The organism is Brevibacterium sp. CCUG 69071, from assembly GCF_021023135.1.
Lineage (GTDB): Bacteria > Actinomycetota > Actinomycetes > Actinomycetales > Brevibacteriaceae > Brevibacterium.
Window position 1 is genome coordinate 25,986 of sequence record NZ_PGFV01000011.1, and the last position, 21,673, is coordinate 47,658.

The 21,673-nt window shown below is 58.1% G+C and carries 12 protein-coding genes; 7 read left to right on the forward strand and 5 right to left on the reverse strand.

Annotated features, from left to right (window positions below):
• Position 1 precedes the first annotated feature (1 nt).
• The 3 genes from CV023_RS18460 (at position 2) to CV023_RS18470 (ending at position 5,249) form a co-directional block, all read left to right on the forward strand.
• On the forward strand, positions 2-1,963 hold the full coding sequence (locus tag CV023_RS18460; protein ID WP_230748539.1) for a DEAD/DEAH box helicase: 1,962 nt from the start codon (positions 2-4) through the stop codon (positions 1,961-1,963).
• Positions 1,960-3,147: a GIY-YIG nuclease family protein gene (locus CV023_RS18465; protein ID WP_230748540.1), complete on the forward strand. Its 1,188-nt coding sequence runs from the start codon at positions 1,960-1,962 to the stop codon at positions 3,145-3,147. Before CV023_RS18460 ends, CV023_RS18465 begins: the two co-directional genes overlap by 4 nt.
• 635 nt (positions 3,148-3,782) lie before the next feature.
• Positions 3,783-5,249 (forward strand): SIR2 family protein, encoded by a 1,467-nt coding sequence (locus CV023_RS18470; RefSeq protein ID WP_230748541.1) that lies wholly within the window; start codon positions 3,783-3,785, stop codon positions 5,247-5,249.
• Between the two features lie 22 nt (positions 5,250-5,271).
• Here the strand turns inward: CV023_RS18470 and CV023_RS18475 are convergent, their stop codons facing one another.
• A complete protein-coding gene (locus CV023_RS18475; RefSeq protein WP_230748542.1) occupies positions 5,272-5,892 on the reverse strand; it encodes an NUDIX hydrolase in 621 nt (206 codons plus the stop codon).
• Positions 5,893-6,004: 112 nt separating this feature from the next.
• On the opposite strand from CV023_RS18475, the gene CV023_RS18480 reads away from it, so the two are divergent.
• The 3 genes from CV023_RS18480 to CV023_RS18490 all read left to right on the forward strand — a co-directional run bounded on the left by CV023_RS18480 (position 6,005) and on the right by CV023_RS18490 (position 9,089).
• Positions 6,005-7,510 carry an ADP-ribosylglycohydrolase family protein gene (locus CV023_RS18480; RefSeq protein WP_230748543.1) on the forward strand — a complete coding sequence of 502 codons (1,506 nt, stop codon included), beginning with the start codon at positions 6,005-6,007 and terminating at the stop codon, positions 7,508-7,510.
• Positions 7,507-8,319, forward strand: a complete 813-nt coding sequence (locus tag CV023_RS18485; RefSeq protein ID WP_230748544.1) for a hypothetical protein — start codon at positions 7,507-7,509, stop codon at positions 8,317-8,319. The genes CV023_RS18480 and CV023_RS18485 overlap by 4 nt, the downstream gene beginning before the upstream one ends.
• A 65-nt stretch (positions 8,320-8,384) precedes the next feature.
• Positions 8,385-9,089, forward strand: coding sequence for a TY-Chap2 family putative peptide chaperone (locus CV023_RS18490; protein ID WP_230748545.1), 705 nt, complete (start codon positions 8,385-8,387; stop codon positions 9,087-9,089).
• A gap of 313 nt (positions 9,090-9,402) precedes the next feature.
• Here CV023_RS18490 and CV023_RS18495 read toward each other — a convergent pair whose 3' ends face one another.
• The 4 genes from CV023_RS18495 to CV023_RS18510 form a co-directional block, all read right to left on the reverse strand.
• Positions 9,403-10,998, reverse strand: coding sequence for a hypothetical protein (locus tag CV023_RS18495; RefSeq protein ID WP_230748546.1), 1,596 nt, complete (start codon positions 10,996-10,998; stop codon positions 9,403-9,405).
• Between the two features lie 391 nt (positions 10,999-11,389).
• Positions 11,390-12,487 carry a hypothetical protein gene (locus CV023_RS18500; protein WP_230748547.1) on the reverse strand — a complete coding sequence of 366 codons (1,098 nt, stop codon included), beginning with the start codon at positions 12,485-12,487 and terminating at the stop codon, positions 11,390-11,392.
• A gap of 78 nt (positions 12,488-12,565) precedes the next feature.
• Positions 12,566-15,958 carry a UvrD-helicase domain-containing protein gene (locus tag CV023_RS18505; protein WP_230748548.1) on the reverse strand — a complete coding sequence of 1,131 codons (3,393 nt, stop codon included), beginning with the start codon at positions 15,956-15,958 and terminating at the stop codon, positions 12,566-12,568.
• A complete protein-coding gene (locus CV023_RS18510) occupies positions 15,955-17,841 on the reverse strand; it encodes a PD-(D/E)XK nuclease family protein (RefSeq protein WP_230748549.1) in 1,887 nt (628 codons plus the stop codon). Before CV023_RS18510 ends, CV023_RS18505 begins: the two co-directional genes overlap by 4 nt.
• Positions 17,842-18,993: 1,152 nt before the next feature.
• On the opposite strand from CV023_RS18510, the gene CV023_RS18515 reads away from it, so the two are divergent.
• Positions 18,994-21,633 carry a sigma-70 family RNA polymerase sigma factor gene (locus tag CV023_RS18515; protein WP_230748550.1) on the forward strand — a complete coding sequence of 880 codons (2,640 nt, stop codon included), beginning with the start codon at positions 18,994-18,996 and terminating at the stop codon, positions 21,631-21,633.
• Positions 21,634-21,673 lie beyond the last annotated feature (40 nt).

Sequence of the window (21,673 nt, forward strand, 5' to 3'; positions counted from 1 at the left end):
CATGAACATTGTCGACGTATCGTATGCCCAGACAGGCTCCTCTGTGCACACGGACGAGCTTGGCATGCGGGAGATGCAACGCCGCGTCTTTGAAAAGCGGGGCGCCCAACACCTTCTGATTAAGGCACCGCCCGCCTCGGGAAAATCCCGCGCACTTATGTTTGTCGCCCTGGACAAACTATTTAACCAGGGTCGAAGAAGGGTGATTGTCGCCGTGCCCGAGCGGTCGATCGGCGAGTCGTTCTCCTCCACGAAGTTAACGGCAGACGGATTCTTCGCGGACTGGGAGATAAAGTCCGAGCACAACCTATGCACCCCGGGGTCGCCTGCGGGCAAGGTCGATGCGTTCATCGACTTCATGAATGGCCCCAATGCCATCTTGGTCTGCACCCACGCGACGTTACGGTTTGCGTTCGAGAGGCTAGCACCCGACGCACTCAACGGTGCTGTGCTCGCTATCGACGAGTTCCATCATGTCTCCGCCGACACCGAGAACAGCCGGCTGGGAGCACTGCTACGTGAAGTAATGACTGGTTCTGACGCGCACATCGTTGCGATGACCGGCTCATACTTCCGTGGTGATTCCATCCCCGTCCTCGCTGCTCAGGACGAAGCAAAGTTCACCGCAGTCACATTCAACTACTACGATCAACTCAATGGCTACCAGCATCTCAAGTCACTGGGCATCGGGCATCACTTCTACCAAGGTCGCTATACTGAGGCGATCCACGAGGTCCTAGACCTTAATAAGAAGACAATCCTCCACATCCCCAATGTCAATAGTGGCGAGTCAACGAAGGACAAGATCAACGAGGTCGGGGAGATTATCGATACAATCGGCGACTATCTCGACACCGAAGACGACACTGGAATAATCCAGATCCGCCGGAAAGACACCGGGCAGATACTACGTGTCGCGGACCTAGTCGATGACTCCGACCCGAAAAGGCGCGCAGACACACTTCACTACCTCGCGTCCATAGCGTCGAAAGACCGCGACGCAGCAGACATCATACTCGCCCTCGGCATGGCGAAAGAGGGGTTCGACTGGCCGTACGCTGAGCACGCCCTGACCGTCGGCTACCGAGCCTCCTTAACCGAGATCATCCAGATTATCGGTCGCGTGACCCGGGACAGCCCGGGCAAAGGTCATGCCCAGTTTACAAATCTCATCGCCGAGCCTGATGCAGAACAGGGTGAAGTGACGGTGTCAGTGAACAACATACTCAAGGCAATTACCGCATCGCTACTCATGGAACAAGTTCTTGCACCGAACCTCGACTTCATGACCAAACGAGGCAGCGACGACATCGCTCCACCCGGCACGATCAAGATCCAGGGCTTCAAAGAGCCCTCAACTGAGCGGGTCAAGCAGATTGTCGAGACCGATCTCAACGACCTCAAGGCGAACATCCTGCAGGACGAGGCCTTTGCCCGCGCCGCCGTTGGACACGTAGACCCGGAGACGACGAACAAAGTCCTCATTCCGAAGATCATCCGTGACCGCTATCCCGACCTGGACGAGGTCCAGGTCGAAGAGTTGCGCCAGCAGGTGGTTGTGGATTCCGTAATCAAGAACGGTGAAATCCGCGAGCACGGGGACAAGAGGTTCGTGAAGATGCCCGAAAAGTTCGTCAACATCGACGAAATGAGCATCAACCTCATAGACTCCGTGAATCCATTCCAACGCGCGTTCGAAGTCCTATCGAAATCAGTGACACCTTCGGTTCTTCGAACTATCGAAGGCGCAATCGCCGCGACCCGGGTGGACATCAGCGAGGAGGAAGCCGTTGCAGTTTGGCCGAAGGTCCAACAGTGGGCCAAGGTCAATGGCCGTCGGCCTGACCGCAGATCTAGCGACCCCAAAGAGAAACACTTCGGAGAGGTGCTGCTATTCCTTCAACGCCTCAAGCAACAGCGACAGGCCCAGCAACGCACTGAGGAGAAGGAAGGTGACGAATGAGCAAGCAGGACAACACGGCATCTACGTCCGTGATCGAAGATGCTCTTGCAGCACTGTTCGACTCCGACACCGACGGTCTGCTCGATGCTCCGGAGAAGACGGCCAAGGTCACCTCCAGCGACCGACTAGAACGATCTTTCCTCGAGATTGTAGAGTTTCGCCGCGAGCATGGGCGAATCCCAAGCTCGGCGACTCGCGAGATAGCTGAGCGAAAGCTCGGAGCCAGGCTCGATGGGATCCTTGCCAACGAAGAAAAGGTCGAAGCGCTGAAGCACCTCGACGAGTTCGATCTACTCGCGGAACCCGAGCCACCCGCATCGCTAGACGACCTGCTCAACGGAGACGAGCTCGACCTGCTCGAAGACGAGTCAGGAATTCTGGATGTGTCGACATTGCCTGCGCGGAAGAGTCCTGCCGAAGAATTCCACACAGCAAAGCGAAAGAAAGCGGAGGATTTCGAAAACTTCGAGCACTTGTTCAAAGCAAAGCACCGTGAACTCGCTGAAGGTGCTGTGAAGCTGGCTCCGTTCCCGGGACAACAGTATATCGTCGAGGGCTCGTTCTTCGTGTTGAGTGGGGTGATGCTATTTATTGCTGAGGTTGGTGAGCCTGAGTACAAAAAGACCACAGTGAGGGAGAACCGGCGCGAGCGTCTACGCGTGGTCTTCGAAAACGGCACCGAGTCATCCATGTATCGGCAATCACTGGGTATCCGAATGGGCGAGAAAGACGGCCAGGCCGTCGTGCCGACCTCGGTCGAATCGGAATTTGCCGATGACGTCCAGACTGGGTATGTGTATGTACTGCGCTCCCTCAGTGACGATCCTCAAATCGCTGACTTCCCGGACCTTCACAAGATCGGCTTCTCCCGCGGCCCAGTCGAAAAGCGTATTGCGCGAGCCGAGCACGAGCCGACATACTTGATGGCCCCTGTTGAGATTATCGCCAGCTACCGGACGTACAACCTTAAGACCTCAGCGCTCGAGCACCTATTGCACAAAGTCTTCGCCGCGTCTCGACTGCGAGTCAGTCAGGTCGCTAAGGACGGTCGGGTGTACGAGCCGTCCGAGTGGTTTAGCGTGCCGCTGCCTGTAATCAACCAAGCAATCGAACTGATTGGTTCCGGTGAGATCGTCAACTACTCATACGATGCCGCATCTCAACGACTTGTGGAGCGCAGCTGACAGTTGCCACCTGCCTAGTCACACAATGTATTGCAGGAATTATCCTCGGATCGTGCATCGTTTGAGTAGCTTCCTCGATCGATCACACTAGCTTACGGTGAGCTGGCCGTGGACGAAGATCGTGCAGGCCCCTGGAATCCCTTTTTAACTGGAGTCTACAACTTTCCGACCCGAATAATCACCATATTCATAGAATTTGATTTTCGCCGCAGACCTTAGCCGTCTTTCAGCAAACGCTGCCACAAATGACCGAGCGCCAAATCTGTCATAAACTTTCTGAAAATATTGATTCTTGCGGTCAGAAATCAATTGCAAACACATGAATTCAGATACGGAATGCATGTTAGTCATGCAAAATGCTCGTATGCCAATCTTTCTTCCCTGCTAATGTTTAATCAACCTAAGCTTCCGTCAGGATGGACGAGACTATTTGAAAGGTTACGCGGCAGTGAAGATGGGTATCGACAGTAGTAGCAACCGTGCCTTGGGTAGACGCTTGAACAGCTGACGACCACGATCGCGACGAAGTTGTCCATAATGATTTCATGACTGCCACGTTCAATACTCGCAATGACTCATCGCCACACGTCTTCGTCACTCGAGGTGATCTCACACACGTTGCCTGCGATGCGTGGATGGTGCCGACTGATCGCACGATATCCCTGCGCCCCTATTGGACCAAGGACAATCCTGCCTTGGTCGAGGCGATCACTTGTTTCTCCGATGAGAGGTTCTCAGCTGGAAAGACACATGCGTCAGCGGTTGAGCGGTGGACTGGGGCCGGGCCGATTCCGGTGTTCACCGCAGTGCCCTTCTTCGGCTTCGATGATGCATCAGAGTTCGCCGCCATCATCGATAGCTTCGCCGAGGCAGCCGCCCGTGCCGTCGCAGAATCCGGCAAGGGTGCGCCGCGCGCCTTCCCCTTGCTGGCAATGCCGGTCATCGGGTCGGGCGGCGGCGGTGGGGCCGAAGTGCTCGGTGATCTCATCCGCGTCGTCCTCGAAGCCGCCGAATGCGCTGCGGCGCGCCACCTCGTCGATATTGTCATCGTCGTCCGCAGTGCAGCACAGATGGGGCTGGCACAACGAATCCGTCGCGAAAACTCCCACAATCGGTGGAACGAACTGCCCGCTGACCTCAAACAGACGGCCAACGAACTCGCAGCAGATTGCGTCTCAGGAAATGTCGTTCCGTTCCTGGGAGCTGGAATCAGCATCTCTGCCGGCGCCCCCTCGTGGCCGGCACTCGTCTCCCAGCTGACAACCGAAGTCGCCGATCAGCTGACTGACGCAGAAAAGTCGTCATTGGCGGCAAAGGGGCCCCTCGACCAAGCAGAGATTCTCAAAAACCTCTATCCCACCCCGGAGGCGTTCAACAAAGCCGTCGCCGAACTGGTCAACAAGACGGCCTATGGATTGGCACCCACCCTCATCGCCAACCTGCCCCTCGACCAAGCCATCACGCTCAACTACGACGAGCTGTTCGAAATCGCCAGCAATGATTCTGGCCACAAGTGTGCCGTCATTCCCGGAGATGAGAACTCAGAGGCCAGTCGTTGGCTGCTGAAGATGCACGGCCAAGTATCCGACGCCTCCACCATCGTGCTCACACGCAGCGACTACCTCGGCTTCGACGCCAACCGCAACGTTCTTGCGGCCCTCGTCAAGGCAAGTCTCGTGACCAAGCGGCTCGTCTTCATTGGATTCGGCCTCGGCGATGACCACTTCCATCAGATCCTCCATGATGTCCGTGAGGTCTCCCCCGAATCGATCGCACACAGAGCGATCGCACTGACACTCACGGACGATTCGCTGGAACAGAAAGCGTGGAAGAACAAGATCACCCTGCAACCGATGTCACCACACGGCACCGCTACAGCCACGGCCGGTAGAGTCCTCGAGATCTTCCTCGACTATCTGCTCATGCTCTCCACCGACAGCCGCGAATACCTCCTCGATCCCGCATTTGACACTCAGCTGACTGTCCCCGAACGCCGGCTCAAAGAGTTGGTGTCTGCCATCTACGAGCTCAAACACGAGTCGGACGACCCCACTGTTGCGGCAGCGGCCGCTGCCATCGGCCGATTCGGCCCCAACAGCTGACACCAGGCCGCCGCAACGACGCTTACGTCCGGCGGAATAGTCGCGCCGGCTTTCCGACCGTGCCCGTTTCCATCCGGTCGGTTTCGACCAGCTCGCGCTTCATCGCACGCCTGAAAGTGTCCTTGTGCGCGGTCGTCGGGTCGATCGCCACGTGGGTGCGATGCAGATCGAGAATAGTGAAGCACTCCCCCAGCAAGCACGACGGGTCGGGATGGTCGGCGTACTCGCGACGTAAGGCGGCGACCGCCTCGGCGACGATGAGGTCATGGTCGAAATCCAGACCGACGGCCTCGTCGATCGGGATGACTCCGATATCGATCAGCTGGTGCTCCGGAAGGGCGATCATGTGTGCCACGGAGAGCACCCGTCCACGGTTGTCTCTATCGATAGCATCAAAGGTCCGCAGCTGCCGTGGAACAACTCCGAGCAATCCCACGCGCTGATGTAGGGATCGTTCGACCGCCTCGGCGAGGAGTTCTCCCTCGTGAAGGAACGTGCCTGGCAGACGTTTCGACCCGTCCCGGTCGACGACTGCGACACACAGCGTCTCATCTCTCACCGTCAACAATGCCGTATCGACGGCGACCGATGGCCGCGGGTAGTCGCTCAAACGTTTGCCACGCTCATCAGTCCAACCGGTCATGTTTACATTAAAGCAGACCTGCGCTAACCTGTCATCAGTTAGCGCATTTCTGCTTTAACTAGGGCAGTCCGCTCTCGGATGAGACGGACCACGGACGAAGGGCACCACCACCATGACCAAGCCAGGACACTTGGATCGCGCCGCCGGCGTGATGGTCGGCCTCGCATGCGGCGATGCGCTCGGAGCTTCGTACGAATTCGGCGGTCCGTACCCGGCGGACATGCCTGTAGAGATGAAGGGCGGCGGAGCCTTCGGGTGGGAACCAGGCGAGTGGACGGACGACACAGCAATGGCGGTTCCGCTGCTCGAGCTCATTGAGACCGGCGAACGCCCTCGCGATCTCAACCTTCGGCTGGCAGTCAATGGTTGGCTGGAGTGGATGGAGGACGCGAAAGACGTCGGCAATCAGACGTCTGCAGTCCTTGGAGAAGTCAAGCTCGCTGCGCGCGGAGACGTCTATACGATGCACCACGCTGCGCTTTCGGCGGCGCATGAGTTCCAGCAGAGGTTCCACGATGCCGCTGGCAATGGATCTCTCATGCGCACGGCGCCCTACGGTCTGGTCGGCCAAGATCTCGAATACGTGGCGAAGACAGCAGCAGGTCAGAGCGAGCTCACGCACCCACACCCAGATGCCATGGCCGCGTGTGCGATCTGGTCGGCAGCGATCGCTCACGCGGTGGATACAGGTGAACTCGATATCCGCAAGGGCCTTGAGGCCAGCGCTGTCGAGGTGCTTGAAGAGAACAGCCGAAAGCTGTGGTTGAGTCGGATCGAAGAAGCCGAGGCCCGTACGCCCGAGCACTTTACGAAGAACGGGTGGGTTGTCCAAGCGTTCCAGGGCGCATGGTCAGCAATCGTTCACAGCGGCGACCGTTCCGACGACGATCCTCACCACGTGAGGCGCGCGCTCGAAATTGCTGTCCGCGGAGGCGGGGACACCGACACCGTCGCGGCCATTGCAGGCGGTCTCATCGGAGGCGCTTACGGATTGAGCGCGATTCCTCTGGAGTGGAAGCGCCGCATCCACGGCTGGCCGGGCTGGAGAGCCGACGAGCTCGTCGAACATGCTGTCAACGCCACGCGCGTGTGGAAAGAGTACGAGGAGAACTTCGACAACACCTGGCCGTCGACCGATTACTGCGACTACTCGGATTGGCGAGGGATCGACACCTGTGTCGCCCACCCGCACGACCAGGGCGTCTACCTCGGCGGCATCGCCGCGCTCGACAGGCTGCCTTCGGATGTCGACGCGGTGATCTCGCTGTGCCGAATCGGCCGCCGACAGGTCCCCGACACAGTCGATCGACAGGACCACGTCGCCGTATGGCTCGTTGACTCATCATCGCCGACGGATAACCAGTACGTTGATTTCACCCTCACCGAAGCGGCCGACATGGTTGCGCGCATGCGGCGGGAGGGTAAGACGGTCCTGCTGCACTGCGTGCAGGCACACAGCCGAACGCCGACTGTGGGGGCACTCTATGCGGCGCGCCACCTCGGCGTGCCCATCGATGATGCGCTACGCGAGGTCAGTGCCGTCTTGCCGATGGCGAATCCCAACCCCGCTTTTGTCTCGGCCCTCCGCCGTATCACCAGTGAAGGACAGAACGCATGAACGAAGAGTCCGTCTACGACGGCGATGACATTGACGGTGCCGATGAAGAGGACTTCGTCATCACCAATCTGGATTCCGTTCACGACCTGAACGACGCCTTTCGGCCTAACGAAATCTATCTGGCACGTGGGCCGTTCAAGGTCCACTCCCCCGGAACGCAGAAGTGGACGTGGGGTTATCGTCTCGAACAGGTGGGTCGCCATCTGATCTTTCAGGACGGATCCGAGCTGGGCCGGACGGTGATGACCGACAGCATGAGTGTGCGTGCCAGCGATGATGGGTCGATCATCTGGTTCTTCGGATTCGAAGACGACAGCCTGACAGTCCTCACTCTGTCGACGGCCACGATCGAGGACTACAGGGCAACCGCGCCGAAGGACGTGGCCATCGGCACCTTCGAGGACGGAGCAAGGGTGGTTATGGCGGAGCTCGAGAGCAAACGGAGGGCACATTTCGGCCTGGATTTCGAGTCAGTGCTGACCAGTCGCATTGGAGTGGTGTTCCAGGACTGCGGAGCCGAACCGCTGGTTGGACTCTTCTTCTTCGACCATTTCGGAGGCATTCATTCCCGCATCGATGGCAAATGGGAAAAGTGCTACTTTCCCGAGCCCGGTCCGGACAGCGACGACAGGGAAGACCTGTTGCTCTCTCCGATTCTCAAATCAGGCATAGCCGCATTCGATGCTCTGTCGCCAGACGAGGGGGCCGTAGCGCTGGATAGACTGAGCCCGTTCATCTACCCGAAGCTCGACATCGATGATCCTGACTATTGGATCGAGATGTTCGATGATTGGGAGATCGTTGATTAATCCGCATCGGAACCTTCGACGCGCCATCTTGTAGGAAGTGGGACGTAATGAACTTGAGTGAACGGTTGATCAACCTGCAGTCGTGGTGGGTCGCATCCGAGCTGCTCCGTCGACACACTGAACTTGAACTCGTCGAGACACACCCTGGTGGTGGTCTATACGACTGCCTGACGATCATTGGCGAGCGGGGCATGAACGAGCTGCACATAGACCTCAATCGAGTCGGACGAATGCACGTGCATACACCGATGGCTTCGAGGTTCGATCGAACTCGATGGGGTATAGAACATCCTGTTGAGTGGTCGACGGAGCGCGACCAGACAGACCGACGGCTCATCCCTCGATTCCTCGAGGACGCGGTCGGATTGGCGGCCCCAACCCAGACGCCCGTCACGACGCCGAAGTCTCTCGCGTTTCGGGTGATCTACCAACTGCTACTCTTCGCCCTCAACGAAGAGGCCGAGTGGGAGGCACGGAACGCGCAATTGGATTCCGGCGATATGATGTCGGATTCCGAACGGCCATACTTCGACAACATCGAATCTGCACAGGATGCTCTTCAACGAGGCAGGTCTCACAGCGGTCAGGCAATCTCCCGATACGACTTCTGGGGAATGTTGCGCGACGACCGGTGCCTGGGTCTCATCCAGACGGATGGAACTCTGCATCTCCCCGGCCGCGACCCGGTGTCCCTAATATCGGTATACAACGCGAACAAGCGTGACATTCTGCCGACCGCGATGGAGGTCAGGCGTCTCCTCACCCCGTAGGCACCTGCGCAACGGGCAGGCGAACCTCGGCAATGGCACAAAGCAACGGCAGATATATGAGAATCTGCTCGAGGGACGCTACCGACCGTCGCGTGCAATGCCTTGGTCGAGATCAAGCCTGAACACGCATCCACCGATCAACTACTGCCTCCGCAAGGAGCCATCTAGGCGCAGGATAGCCTTCCGTGGCGCAAACTAGCCAAGAAAACTAATCCACACGCCGTGAATTAAGCGCTCGAGTCAAAAACACCTATTTCATACCGAACTTCGAGAAGCACAACTGCACGCTACATCACCCTAAATCAATAGACATCTAATCATCCACCGAGACGATGCTATCCGGCTGAGTTGCCTTTTCCAATTCAATGGACTTCTCCGCCACATCAGCAAGAATGGCTAACCACATACCCATATTGCTTTCCCAATATGCGGTCCGCTGACGAACAGAGCTCTCCACACCTTTATGCGTGTTGGACTTAAAGACCGCTCCGCGGTTGCCTTTAGATAACTTGTGCAGCTGGTACGCGGCCCTCTGGGTGAGCTGCTTATCCGAGTACTTCCAGGTGCACCCGTCAGGAGGAACAGGAGCCTTGACCTTAGTAGAGACGGGATCCACTCGCTTAATGTTTTTAGGATACAATTTTCCGATGCCCGTAAGTTCGAGTGCAACCCCTTTGCTCAAATGCAAACGCAATCTGGAGCTCGTCTTCCCACTCCCCGCATCACTGCCACCCCTCTTACCCGTTGGAAGCGATACGCCAATAATGCCACTCTGAGAAATCGCCTCATTATCGCAAACAACATTGTACCCACGTATAGCCCCCATATTTATCGCCCGATCATCCGCAGTCTTTAAGCCGCAAAGTTCTTTAATCGTTTTTATTAAGAAATTGCTTACCGCGGGTTCGGTTTTTTGATTAGAACCAGACACAGGCTGGACAGCGTCCTGCCTGACATTACACTCGGCAGCATCCAATGAATTTTGCCGCCAGCCTGTCCAAGGCGAATCCTCTCGCGGTACATCGCTCGAAGCGTTTCCAGATGTCGCGCGGGTTCCACGATGCCATTCTTGACCACCGACAATGTATCTCATGTGGTCAACCACGTAGAATGGCTGATCATCTGAATCTATGGTCAAGCGGGTATGCAGGGATATCGCAATTGGCTCAGCAGGCGACTGTTCGCTGACTTGAGCGACATCCTGGTCAGCCGAAGCCAGACTCATGTTCACGTGCATTTGTCCGTTGAGTACCATGATCGGCATTATTCGCTGCCAAGTTGCCTCCTGCTCTTCCCCTGGCCCCCCTGCAACTTGGGCCTTGAACGGAATAAACCACGCACCAGGCGGGATAATCGTTTCACGGTCCTGAATATTCATTCTCTGATCGTTCTCAGGGCTCGAAGTTACGAATTTGTCATCGTCCTCTGAAACCTCAGAAACCGATATATCGAGTCGCGTCACCACCAATCCACTGTCATTTTGAACGACCACTCCGTGCCAATATTCCGCGTCGCTGTCGTTCAAGTCATGCGATGTCTCACCCACCCAAGCCACGACTTTCCCCGCGCGCTCAATTTGCGAACGCGACTCCAGATCTTCGAACTGCTTATTGGCGCGTTGCCCTTCCTCATACGCCACCTTCAATGTCGCAAAGAGCGCCGCCGCAGTAAGCAATGGCCCCAATAATCCACCGAGGGTATCGCCAATCTCCCCCGTGCCCTGACCGTCCGCTGGCCCAATGGCTGGAAATCGGTCAAAGAGGCCCCAGTCTAAAGGCGAAATACCAAACAGCACTTTCGCGGCGTATGCAAGTGCATACAACGAAAGTATGCCTAGCACTATTCCGACCGGCCACTGAACAAATCGAATGAATATGGAAATCTTTGACTTAGGCTGCATATGCTTCACGGACATTTTATAATATTTCTTTCTAGAATCACGCGCGCTTCTATTTTCAGCAAACGACTGGCCGCGGAATGGTTAGGGTTATTTCACTATTTCAAACACAACGGAGACTAGAATCGAATTTCCCCATATTTACCGACATGTGCAGAGACCGGTCCATCACAATTCCGGATATGGAATTCGGTGTAGTACGACAGTTCCAAGGGGTAGTGCCGCGCACAGTAGACGCTGGTCGTCAGTTCGGCGGCGTTGTCGCCGTGTGTGCCCCACTCGATGAAGTGGGTCGGAGAAGCGACGCACACGCTGCGATTCCACTGGCACCCACGCGGTCGGTCTCCGTCTTCGTGGACTTCGGGAAGGCCGACCCCGCTGTCATAGCGTGTTCCAACCGATGTCATCTTTCCTCCTCGATGAGTACCTGCAGATCGCCTTCCGCTTGATTAATCCCCTCGGCGATCTCGGCATCTGTGAGAGTGAACCTTTCGTCGAGGAAACGCCCCCACTCGCTCTCCCAAGCCCGTAGTTGTCGGCTGGCCCTGTCCCGCACCTCGGTGACCAGCACGTCGATTCCGACCTGAGCGCCGTCCTCATCATGGTGAACTTCGATGTTGGCACCAGGCCACGGCAACGGCAGAGCGACGTCCGAGTCAAGCACCCGGATCACTAGCCAGTCATCGCTCCCGCTCACCAAAGGAGAGTCATCCCGAGTGAGGTCTCCCGCCGCCGTCAGCTGATTCCACGACAGTGCATAATCCGCTTCGAGATGCTCCCGCTGCGCACCCAACATCCGGATATGCACGAACGGACTGTACTTCTTGTCGCCGAAGGCGTGCTCCATCCAGTCCTGCGAAATGTAGCTGGTGGAGAACGGAATAGGAGCCCACCCGTCGACCTCATCGTCGTTGAACCGGCGAAGCATCGTCTGGTCGGCGATCTTTTCCGCCTCGAAAGCGTTGCGAACCTGCCAGACTTCAGCCTTCACCAGCGTCGTGGACAGTGCGTCCTCTAGCCACTTCGACGCCTCAGCCGCCGACGAGAAGCTCTCGACCGCCACCTCGTCCCTCCCGTAGGCCACAATGTTGTGTTCCATCCGGGAGAAGGCACTCTTCAGATCCTGACCCGACCACGGCGACTTGTGCTCGGATTCGCGCCCCTTCGCATCTTCGATCGCGATCGCGTCATACCAATCAGCCACCGGTGCCCGTCCACCGATCCGCTTTGAATAAGGGTGTTTGACTGGACGTTGCTGCCCATCGACCGCCACGTCACACGCAGCCAACTGGGATCCCGGCAATTGTTCGTCACGTTCGGCCGCCTGCTCGGCGTCGTTGGCCAGCGTAATGGTGAACTCACCCTGGTCACCCTGCTTGGTCCGAGCGCTGACACGCCATCCCTGCACGGTCGGTGTACCGATGGGTTGAAACTGCTCAGGTCGAACGGCAGTGCCGTATATCGGTCGATGATCTTTCGGCAGATAGTCGCTGATTGTCACGAGTGCCTCTCTTGGAATGGATTCCGGCTTCAATGTCGATGAGTTCTAAGTGCCTGTCGGCAGTGCTCAGCGCGTCGCCTAGCGCCGCAGTCGAACTTCAAGTACTTCGGATTTCAACGGGAGGTGAATCAGCACCCGTGTCGGGGCGGCTCCATGCGCAGTCTCAATCGCGTGAGAATAGGTGGCCAATTGGCCCAGATAGTTGTTGGTAACGTGTCCGATCGAGTCGGTACCGGGGTACGACTTGTGATCGACGAGGATGTGCTCACCGCCAGGCAACACGATGCGAGCGTCAATCCACCCTTCCATGACCTGCCCTTCATCATTGCGCCACGCGATTGGGGACTCGGTAACCACCTCGGCGCCGGGGAACGTCTCCTCGATCCACGTGCACCACCTGTCACCGAGCTCAATGAGCAAGTCCGTTGAAAGGATCCTCGTGGAATCCCAACGCGCCAGTATTCGATCAGCCGCGGACTGTTTGGCCCCGGCCGGCAGGAAGGCCAGCGGAAGACCGAGGTAGGCGTGGATAGCGTCCCCGACGCGATCCCACTCCTGTCCACCGTGTGCCACCAGCGGATCGCCGAGAGACGCGATGATACTCACGTCCGCGTCGATGCCCTCAGAGGGCACACTGCTCGCTGTGAATCTCGCAGGCAGAATCGGCACACCTGCGGCTGGTGCCCGGCGTGGGATGTCTGTTTGAGCCAAGAACGATCGTGGTTCGACTCGGCTCTCCCCCGCACCGACTGTCGCCCCGTCGATCGGGAATGCGCTGATCCGCATCGCCAGTTCATGTTGCGCAGGTGATCCGCCACCTCGGCTCGAGCGGAGATCAGCGATCCGAACAACGCCGGCTTCCTCGACCGCTGGCGATGACGCATCACTCAGCGTCGGGACATCCCATTCGAGGAGGCGTTCGTCGACCGACATGCTGAGTACGTTGTTCTTGCCCGTGGGGTCACCGAACGCCACGATGCTATGGCATTCAGCTCGGGTCAGTGCAACATAGAGCAGCCGTTCAGTCTCCCGCTTCTCGGCTGTCCCAGCACTCCGCACCGAATCCAGGCCGGCGAGGCGATCTTTCAACGGTCCGTAGTCCTTGATCACGCCGGGCAGGTACCGCAGCGACCGGTTAGCCAGCGGCTGCCTGGCATCGAACACCGGAGCCTTCTCCACGGTGATCTCCCGGTGGCCGAAGTCTTTAGCGACTGGGACTCCAACGATGACGACCGGCCATTGCAAACCCTTCGATTGGTGCATGGTCGTCACCAGCACAGCGTCATGTGCAGTCGTCTGCTCATAGGATCCAGCTGCCTCGGTGAGGTGATGGAGCAGTCCCGCAGGAGTGATCGGCGAGCGTGTCTGCTGCGTGGAGTCCTCGTACTCCGCAGCGATCTGGCACAACGCGTCCAACGTGGCCAACCTTGTCTCCGGGTGCGTCCAAGCCTTGATGCGCTGCGGAAGGTCGAGAGCATCGATGACAGCCAACACCAGCTCCGCTGCCGAGAACCGAGCTGCATTGACCTCGGCCTCGGCAAGTGACGCCAGTGTGGGGTCGTTCCACCAAGTCCGGTAGTGCTGATGCCGGGCGGTCTTGTCGTGGATCCGCGCCGTCTCCTCGAACCACGAATGGTGGCTGCCGTGGTCAGGAATGAGCGTGACTAGTTCAGTCAGTGCCACAGCATCATCGCGGTCGACGACCGCGGCCAGCCCCGACGCGACGAACTGCCCTTCCCTCGTGGCCAGCAGATCGGTGGTCGACCCAATCGCTCGAATACCCCGTGCCTTCAGCGATGCGACCACCGAGTCAACCTGGGAGTTGGTGGGCACGAGAATGGCGATATCGCTGTTCGTCAGCTCTCCTCCGGGCAATTGAGGCGAGCGCCCGAGGAGGTCGACGACTCCTTCTGCAATGGCTTTGGCCATCCGGGAGTTCGCTTGTTGAGTCTTGCCTTTGTCAGTGTTCGGTACCCAGAGTTCACGGCTGCCGACATTGCGCAGGTGCTCACGCTGTGGTGGAATGCGCAACACGACCTCGTTCTCGTCCTGATCGGAGAACACAGAGCTGAAGAGTGTGTTCGACAGTTCGAGAGGTGGTTCGGTTGATCGCCATGACGCGCCGAGGTTCTCCGAAGTGGCCGTTCCCAGATCTGTCGATCCTGAGATCAGCGCGGCGAAGACATCATTCATCAGTTCCGGGTCGGCTCCGCGGAACCCGTAGATCGCCTGTTTGCGGTCCCCCACCCAGATGACCTCGTCGACGAGGTCGGCGAGCTCCATGAAGATCGCCAACTGGATCGGTGACGAGTCCTGGAATTCGTCGACGGCGAGCAACCGGTATCGGGAGGCCACAGAGGCTCGTACACGGTCGCTCGATCGAAGCAGGTCGAGTGCACGGACTTCCTGGTCAACGAAGTCCATGACACCGAGGCGGTTCTTATGGTCTTCGTAGGCGCTGAGAGACGCAATCGCAGTATCGATGACGAGATCTGTCAGAACGGCAATGTCTGTGTGGAATGCGCTGTTGGACAGCAGTTGGTCGCTGACGAGTGATGCACTGGAACTCTCGAGCACTGTTTTCGGCACGACTCCAGGTGCCTTCCCACTCTGCGCGGCTGAGTAGGACGCCTTGGCTACTCTCACCCATGTCGACCATGGGGTACGCGCGAATGGATCGGCATCTTCAGCGTGAGTGTCAAGATCCCGGAGGAAATGGTCGAGCGTGACGATGCTGCCTTCAACGTTGTCCGCACTCGTCCTCGTCATTTTCGGCACACCGTCCGGCAGGTCCTCTCCATCCCGGAAACGGTGCACTGACTCTCGCAAGAGGTCGATGTCGCTGGCGAGGCAATCTCTCCACATCTGACGGTTATCGGCTTGCTTCGACGGCAGAGCAGAAAGGAAGAGCTCGACAGAGTCCCGCGCAGAAGCGCGCAGTTCAGCCTCGCCGAGGTGGTTCGATCGTGCCGCCTCGGCGATGTCCGTGACGAGATCCGACCAGGCGACCGGTCCGCTGCCGTACGGGTTTGCGTCTTCCGGTCTGCCGTTGTGTCCGGTTCGGACGAGGAGATCTCGGTGTTCGATTTCGGCATTCGCGACGACTTCGTCGACAGCGGTGGCGAAGATGATTTTCTGTTCGTTCTCATCGAGCACGCGCAGTTCAGGCGAGTAACCGGCATCGATTGCGTATTCGGAGACGAGTCGGCCCGACATCGAGTTGATAGTTCCGATAAGTGCTGTGCCGATTTCCTCGGCTGCGGTGATGTTCCCATCGTCGAGGAGTCTCTTCTGTGTCTTCTCGATGAGGTCGGCGGCGGCCCGAACGGTGAACGTCGTGGCGATGACCTCGCTGGCACGCAGAAGGGGCACACCGGCGGAGTCCTTCTGCGATAGCCGTTCGGAGAGAACCTCGGTCAGTCGATAGGTCTTGCCTGATCCCGCCGAGGCGGTGATGACGTGGACGCTCATGATTGGTCTCCCCCAATGCCGTAGATGAGGTTGAAGTCGCTGAAGCTCTGGCTCTTGTTGACGAAGAGGCGTCCCTCAGCCAGTTCCTCTTTCTTGAACTCGGTGACGGCTTTGTCGACCTCTTTGCCGGCTTCTCCCGGCTTGGCCTCGAGCGCTGCGTGAATATCAGCGACCGGAGAGTCGAATCGTCCGGCAGCGATGTTCGAGAGTGCGTGTTCGATCGATTCTTCGATGGTCGTCCACAGCCCTGCGGGGTCTCCTCCGAGTCCGTCGCCGTCGTCATAGAGCGGATCTGCGCCCCCGGACGAGAGCGGATCGAGTGCGGGATCGGCAGATACGAACCGGCCCTGCTTGAGCAAGAAATAGGCTGTCAGCGGGCGAGTTTGGGAGCTGGATTCCGTGGTTCGTGAGTACACGCTCAGCTGAACGGCTTCACCGTCGTGGATCAGTTTCTGGTATCGCTTAGCCGAGTTCGCCCATTTGAGATCGATGATCACCGGCCGACCGTCGACGAACGCCCCCTCGAGGTCCCTCTGTCCGCGAAGCTGAATTGAACGAGGCGCACCATCTACGGTCAAGGTCCAGTCGAAGGTGAAGTCCGCCTCGGCGCCGGTGATAGTGAACCCACGGTCGTGGGCCGCAGTGAAAAGCTGGGTGATCGATGAAACCGCGGTCGAGCGGATCGCATTCATTCGGGCGAGCTGCCCTGGCAGGAGCAACTCTGAGGCGAACCGTGGGACAAGGTGATTGAACGTGGAAGCGATCTTCGCCGCTGAAATTTCTGCCCCGTTGATGACATCTGCAGATCGCACCAGATGTTCGACGACAGCGTGGACGAGTGTCCCGATCATGCGGTTGTCGGTGGGGACGTCGAAGGTGTAGCCGCGCTTGAGCCCCATGGCTCGCGACAGAACCCATTCTTGTGGGTCGCTGAGCAGCTGGTCCATCTGTGTGTACGACAACGTTTCCGGCAGGAGGTGGGCGAACCCTCCTTCGAGGGATCTTGAAACCAATGGCGGTGCCGTACTTTGTTCGCGTGCAACTGTCGAGGTCGGAATGGCCACATCGTGCAGAAGCCACGTTTCTCGGTCGAAGAGTTCTGCGATGGGCCGGGTCACCGTCGCATCGTTGAGAACCGAGTCCACCGAGGTTGAGCTGAACCGATCGGGATGGGCTGCTGCGATGACCTCGCTCAGTCTGGAAAGCGTCGAGTGAAGGGCGACCGGTTCGCCTCGACGGGTCTCGGGGCAGAAACACACTAGGTTTGACGCGGTACGGAGTCCTTCGAGCTCAGCTGTCTGGCGGAGTCGTTCACGACTGGCCGCAGTCGCGATGTCGGCTCCCGCGTGCCCGAGGGCATCGACCTCGGCTGGGTCCCAGGTCTCGTCTGCGGCTGTGTCGCTTCGGCGGGAGGACCACCAGATGATCGTGTCAGTTCCGGTGGGCACCTCGGAGGGTCCGGCGACAACAGTCCACTTGGCGGCCTGTGCGGGGACAGACGCTTGCGCCGAGGTGGGAGCGCAGGACTCGACGATGTCGAAGAGTTCTCGGGTGCGCAGTGATTCTGTTCCGAGCTTGCCGAGGGCAGCGCGGAGTGAGTCGAGGTGTCCGGCTGCCTCGACGATAAAGGTGTCGGTGGTTGTTTGGGTGTCTGCTGTTGGCGCGCCTTCGCTCTTAGGTGGTTGATGGGCGCTCAGTCGGCGCAGACGCGTGCTCAACCAGTCGAGCGCAGGCGTGAGCGAACTGATGGCGAGCTCGTCATCGCGGATGAGGGGTGGCGACACCCGCAGGAGCTCGTCGAGTGTCTTCGCCGTGTTCCAGGCAGCGGTCGACGTCTCGGGAGAGCTGAGTGCCCGATCTTCGATTGTTCGCAGTGCTGTCATCCAGGCAGACGCGTGGTCGGCGGAGATACCTGGTTCTTGTGCCAGCGCATTGAGCAGAGCCGTAGAGACTGCATGTGGGACAAGCTTCTTCTCGTGTGAGTCCCCGCCATTGGAACTAAACGAAAGTCGGAGGAAATCCGCGACCCGACGTATGTCGGTCGGGAACAACACTGCGCTGAGGAATACCGGGAGGACTTGAGCAGACGGTGAAGTCGAGTTCGAACTGGGGATGCCGAGAGTGGGTGTCTCTCGTCGTGCCAGCTGCGGGTCTAGCACCGAAGTCGAATCTCCCGCGATGATGCAAAGGCGATCACGGTTGGGCAAGTGAGCGAGATAGCGTGCGGCCGCTTCGGCGGTCGACCATTCGTCTCGTCCACGAACAATGGCGAGATCTGGGGTTGACGAGTTCGTCACCGATTCGGTCACAGCGATTCCGGCGGACTCTGCCGCATTGAAGATGTCCTGCCACACCCGTGGAAGCGCGTCCCGCTGATCGCGGAGCTCGAGAGACGAGATGCCTAGCGGCCATTCGGCACCGTGAAGTCGGAGAATTTCGAGAACTTCGCGAAGATCGTCGGCGCGGCCCGCTGCCAACGTCGCGTCAGTGTCATGCGAGGGCCCGAGCACGACAGACCCTTCTACCTTGGACAAGGCTTCGAGTCGTGGATGAGCGGAATAGTCCACATCATCGAGGTTCGGATCCCATCCGGCTTCGATAGCGTCGTCGCGCAACGCAAGTAAGTGCTGAGCTGTTTGCCAGGGGTCGCTGAGGAAGGACTGCCGATACCAGGGGTGATCGGCGCGCTCCAGCAACGCCCGATACTGTGCGATTCGGATAGATCGGTCGACGGTGGGACGGGGCGTCCCCAGTCGGGTCTGCAGAATTCCGAGCATGCCAAGTGGACCAGTGACCACGGTGGTACCGGTGTCATCTGTCGTCCACGGAGCGCGGTCAAGGTTCCATCCGAAAACAATGCGCATGCCGGTCCTTCCCAGAGCAACTAAGCAGAGATTATTCTGAAATGACCGTTTCTCCAAATGCCCTCCAGAGGTTCTCTGACTTCCGGCATAGTACGGTTTGGGCAAGATGGAACACTCGTGTCAGTGGCGACATCTACTGTGGTTTCACAGCACTCAGAAAAGGAGCCAACGATGAATGTTCGTTCTGTTACGCAGCCACCTGTTCGAACGCTGATCAGCCAGGCCCACATCATCGATGATCCGAGTTCCGCCCTGGCCACTGCCGCTGATCTCGGCAGCGCGGCCGAACCGGTCTATAGCTCCGATCGATCACCGGAGAAATTTGATCATTTCGTTAACATCGTTGCGTCTCGACCAAGCATCGAGGTCAACCCTCACCTCTGGTCGTGGCAGGCCGAAGCACTTGATGCTTGGCACCAGTCACGATGTCGAGGCGTAGTCGAAGCTGTGACCGGTGCCGGCAAGACGATGATTGGTATCACGGCAGCGTTCGAAGCATTCCGACAAGGGATCAAAGTGTTGGTCCTTGTACCGACCGCCGAACTTCAGACGCAATGGCAGCAACGGCTGATGGAGACGCTTCCCCAGGCTGATGTTGGGACGCTTGGGAATGGGCGGAAAGACTCTCTCAGCTCGTGCGACATTCTCGTGGCCATCATCAATTCGGCTACTCGAGGCGATCTGCTGAAAGAGCATTCCAAAGGTCTGCTCATCGCCGACGAATGCCACCGTTATGCGGCGCAGTCATTTTCGAAAGCCTTGCAATCTGACTTCCGCTACCGCCTTGGCCTGACTGCGACCTACCAAAGGCCAGACAAAGCGAATACAAAAGTGCTCGATCCCTATTTCGGCGTGGTCGTTTTCCAAATGTGGTACGACCGCGCACTGTTGGACGGCGTCATCGCAGAGTTCGACATTGCGTTCGTCGGGGTTTCATTGACCAACTCGGAGCGCGGCGACTACCAGACGGCAAGTTCTGCCATCAGCAAGTTCGGAATGTCCTTGAAGAACAAGTTGAATCTTCAGGACGTTTCCTTCGATCAGTTCATGCTGACAATCCAGTCTCTGGCCAAACGCAAGAATGATCCCTCCCCCGTCGTGTTCATGGCGCGGAAGTATCTGGAAGCGGTCGTGAAGCGGCAGCAGGTGCTCACCAACGCCAAGAACAAGATGAAGGTGCTTGAGGGCATTGCGCCCGTCATCGCTGAGTCACGAGGGACTTTGGTGTTTTCACAGACTGTAGATTCGTCGACTCAGGCGGCTCGCTTGCTACAGCGCTCACGTATCGAGACCAAGTCAGTCTCTTCGAGCTCGAAGCCGCACGAGCGGCGCGGAGCGATGCAGCTGTTCGCCAATGGTTTGGCAAAGGTGCTTTGTGCTCCACGCATTCTCGACGAAGGCATCGACGTCCCCGATTCGGACCTGGCTGTCGTACTCTCCGGCAGTAAGCAGCCCCGACAGACGATTCAGCGTCTCGGGCGAATAATTCGTCGTAAGGCTGATGGACGTCACGGGCGGTTCGTCGTCCTCTATGCCATCAACACTATTGAGGACGAAACTCCTAATCGTGACCAGCAATTCGGAGCAGTCGTTCCTTCTGCACGACGAGTCGCGGACTTCAATGAAACGCAGATCCGCGAGCTGAGGAAGTTCCTGCGGGCTCCCGCGCCAGATATGCGGGACGCTCTCGGCCCTTCGCTCCCCAGAACTGAAGAGACGGAGGGCGAAGCCTCTACGTGGGAGACTGCGGTGAGCGTCGATGATTCTCCGCCCACTGTCGGAGAACCAAACTCAGTCAATGCGCCTGAAACGCCCAACGTCATCCCACAGCCGTTTGTCCTTCTCAAGGAAGTGGATGACGAGGGTGAACTGCCCGAGGTGCTTCGCAAAGTACCCGATCCCGACGACCTCGTTGGCCTCTACCTGAAGCAGATCAGCCAGTTCCCTTTACTAAGTGCAGAAGAAGAGGTTGAGGTTGCACAGCGAATCGAGGCGGGCATGTACGCCGATTACCTCCTGGGGCTCGGCCGGTATTCAACGCGACGAGAACGTCATGACCTCGAATGGGTTCGAACGGATGGGCGGGCAGCACTTGACCAGATGGTCTCTTCAAATCTGAGATTAGTGGTTTCGATCGCAAAGCGATACGCCGGTCGCAAGCTCTCGTTGCTGGATCTGATTCAAGAAGGCAATCTCGGTCTAGTCAGAGCAGCACAGAAATTCGACTATTCGCAAGGCACAAAATTCTCGACATACGCAACGTGGTGGATTCGGCAAGGCATTGACCGAGGGATTGGAGACTTCGCCAACACGATCCGCATTCCTATCCACGTTGTCGAAAAGTTCCCGGATTTCTGGAACTGCATGAAAGATGAAGAATCACGGGCCGCTTGCACGCACGATCACTCCAAGGCCGAAGCAGCTCTGCGGATGCAGCCAGCATCACTGGATGCATACCTCGACCTCCAGTGGGACGGACACTATGCCGAGAGCCTGCAGTCATTCGACGACCGCATTGCCGACCCCAAGGTATTCACTGTTGATCCTGAGCACTCCGTCTTAGCGAAAGAACACACCACCATGGTAAATGCCTTGCTCGGGCTATTATCCGAACGAGACGCTGAAGTCGTCAGATGCCGCTTTGGATGGATTGACGGCGAACCTCAAACGCTTGAAGAGATCGGCAAAAAGTTCGATGTGACTCGCGAACGCATTCGTCAAATAGTCAATAATTCGGTCGCATTGATCAGAGCCAACCTCGGAGTTTGGGCACAAGCACGTTCGCAGGTTTCGCCTGAGCCTGCGCCATAAGCGCTTGCAAGCTGTTGACGTTCACAACAGTAGGGGTCAC

Excerpts from the sequence above, each read along its gene's own strand:
- CV023_RS18465 (WP_230748540.1), top strand. The coding sequence starts at position 1,960 with ATGAGCAAGCAGGACAACACGGCATCTACGTCCGTGATCGAAGATGCT.
- CV023_RS18485 (WP_230748544.1), top strand. The coding sequence starts at position 7,507 with ATGAACGAAGAGTCCGTCTACGACGGCGATGACATTGACGGTGCCGAT.
- CV023_RS18505 (WP_230748548.1), bottom strand. The coding sequence starts at position 15,958 with ATGAGCGTCCACGTCATCACCGCCTCGGCGGGATCAGGCAAGACCTAT.
- CV023_RS18475 (WP_230748542.1), bottom strand. The coding sequence starts at position 5,892 with ATGACCGGTTGGACTGATGAGCGTGGCAAACGTTTGAGCGACTACCCG.
- CV023_RS18470 (WP_230748541.1), top strand. The coding sequence starts at position 3,783 with ATGGTGCCGACTGATCGCACGATATCCCTGCGCCCCTATTGGACCAAG.
- CV023_RS18510 (WP_230748549.1), bottom strand. The coding sequence starts at position 17,841 with ATGACAGCACTGCGAACAATCGAAGATCGGGCACTCAGCTCTCCCGAG.
- CV023_RS18515 (WP_230748550.1), top strand. The coding sequence starts at position 18,994 with ATGAATGTTCGTTCTGTTACGCAGCCACCTGTTCGAACGCTGATCAGC.
- CV023_RS18460 (WP_230748539.1), top strand. The coding sequence starts at position 2 with ATGAACATTGTCGACGTATCGTATGCCCAGACAGGCTCCTCTGTGCAC.
- CV023_RS18480 (WP_230748543.1), top strand. The coding sequence starts at position 6,005 with ATGACCAAGCCAGGACACTTGGATCGCGCCGCCGGCGTGATGGTCGGC.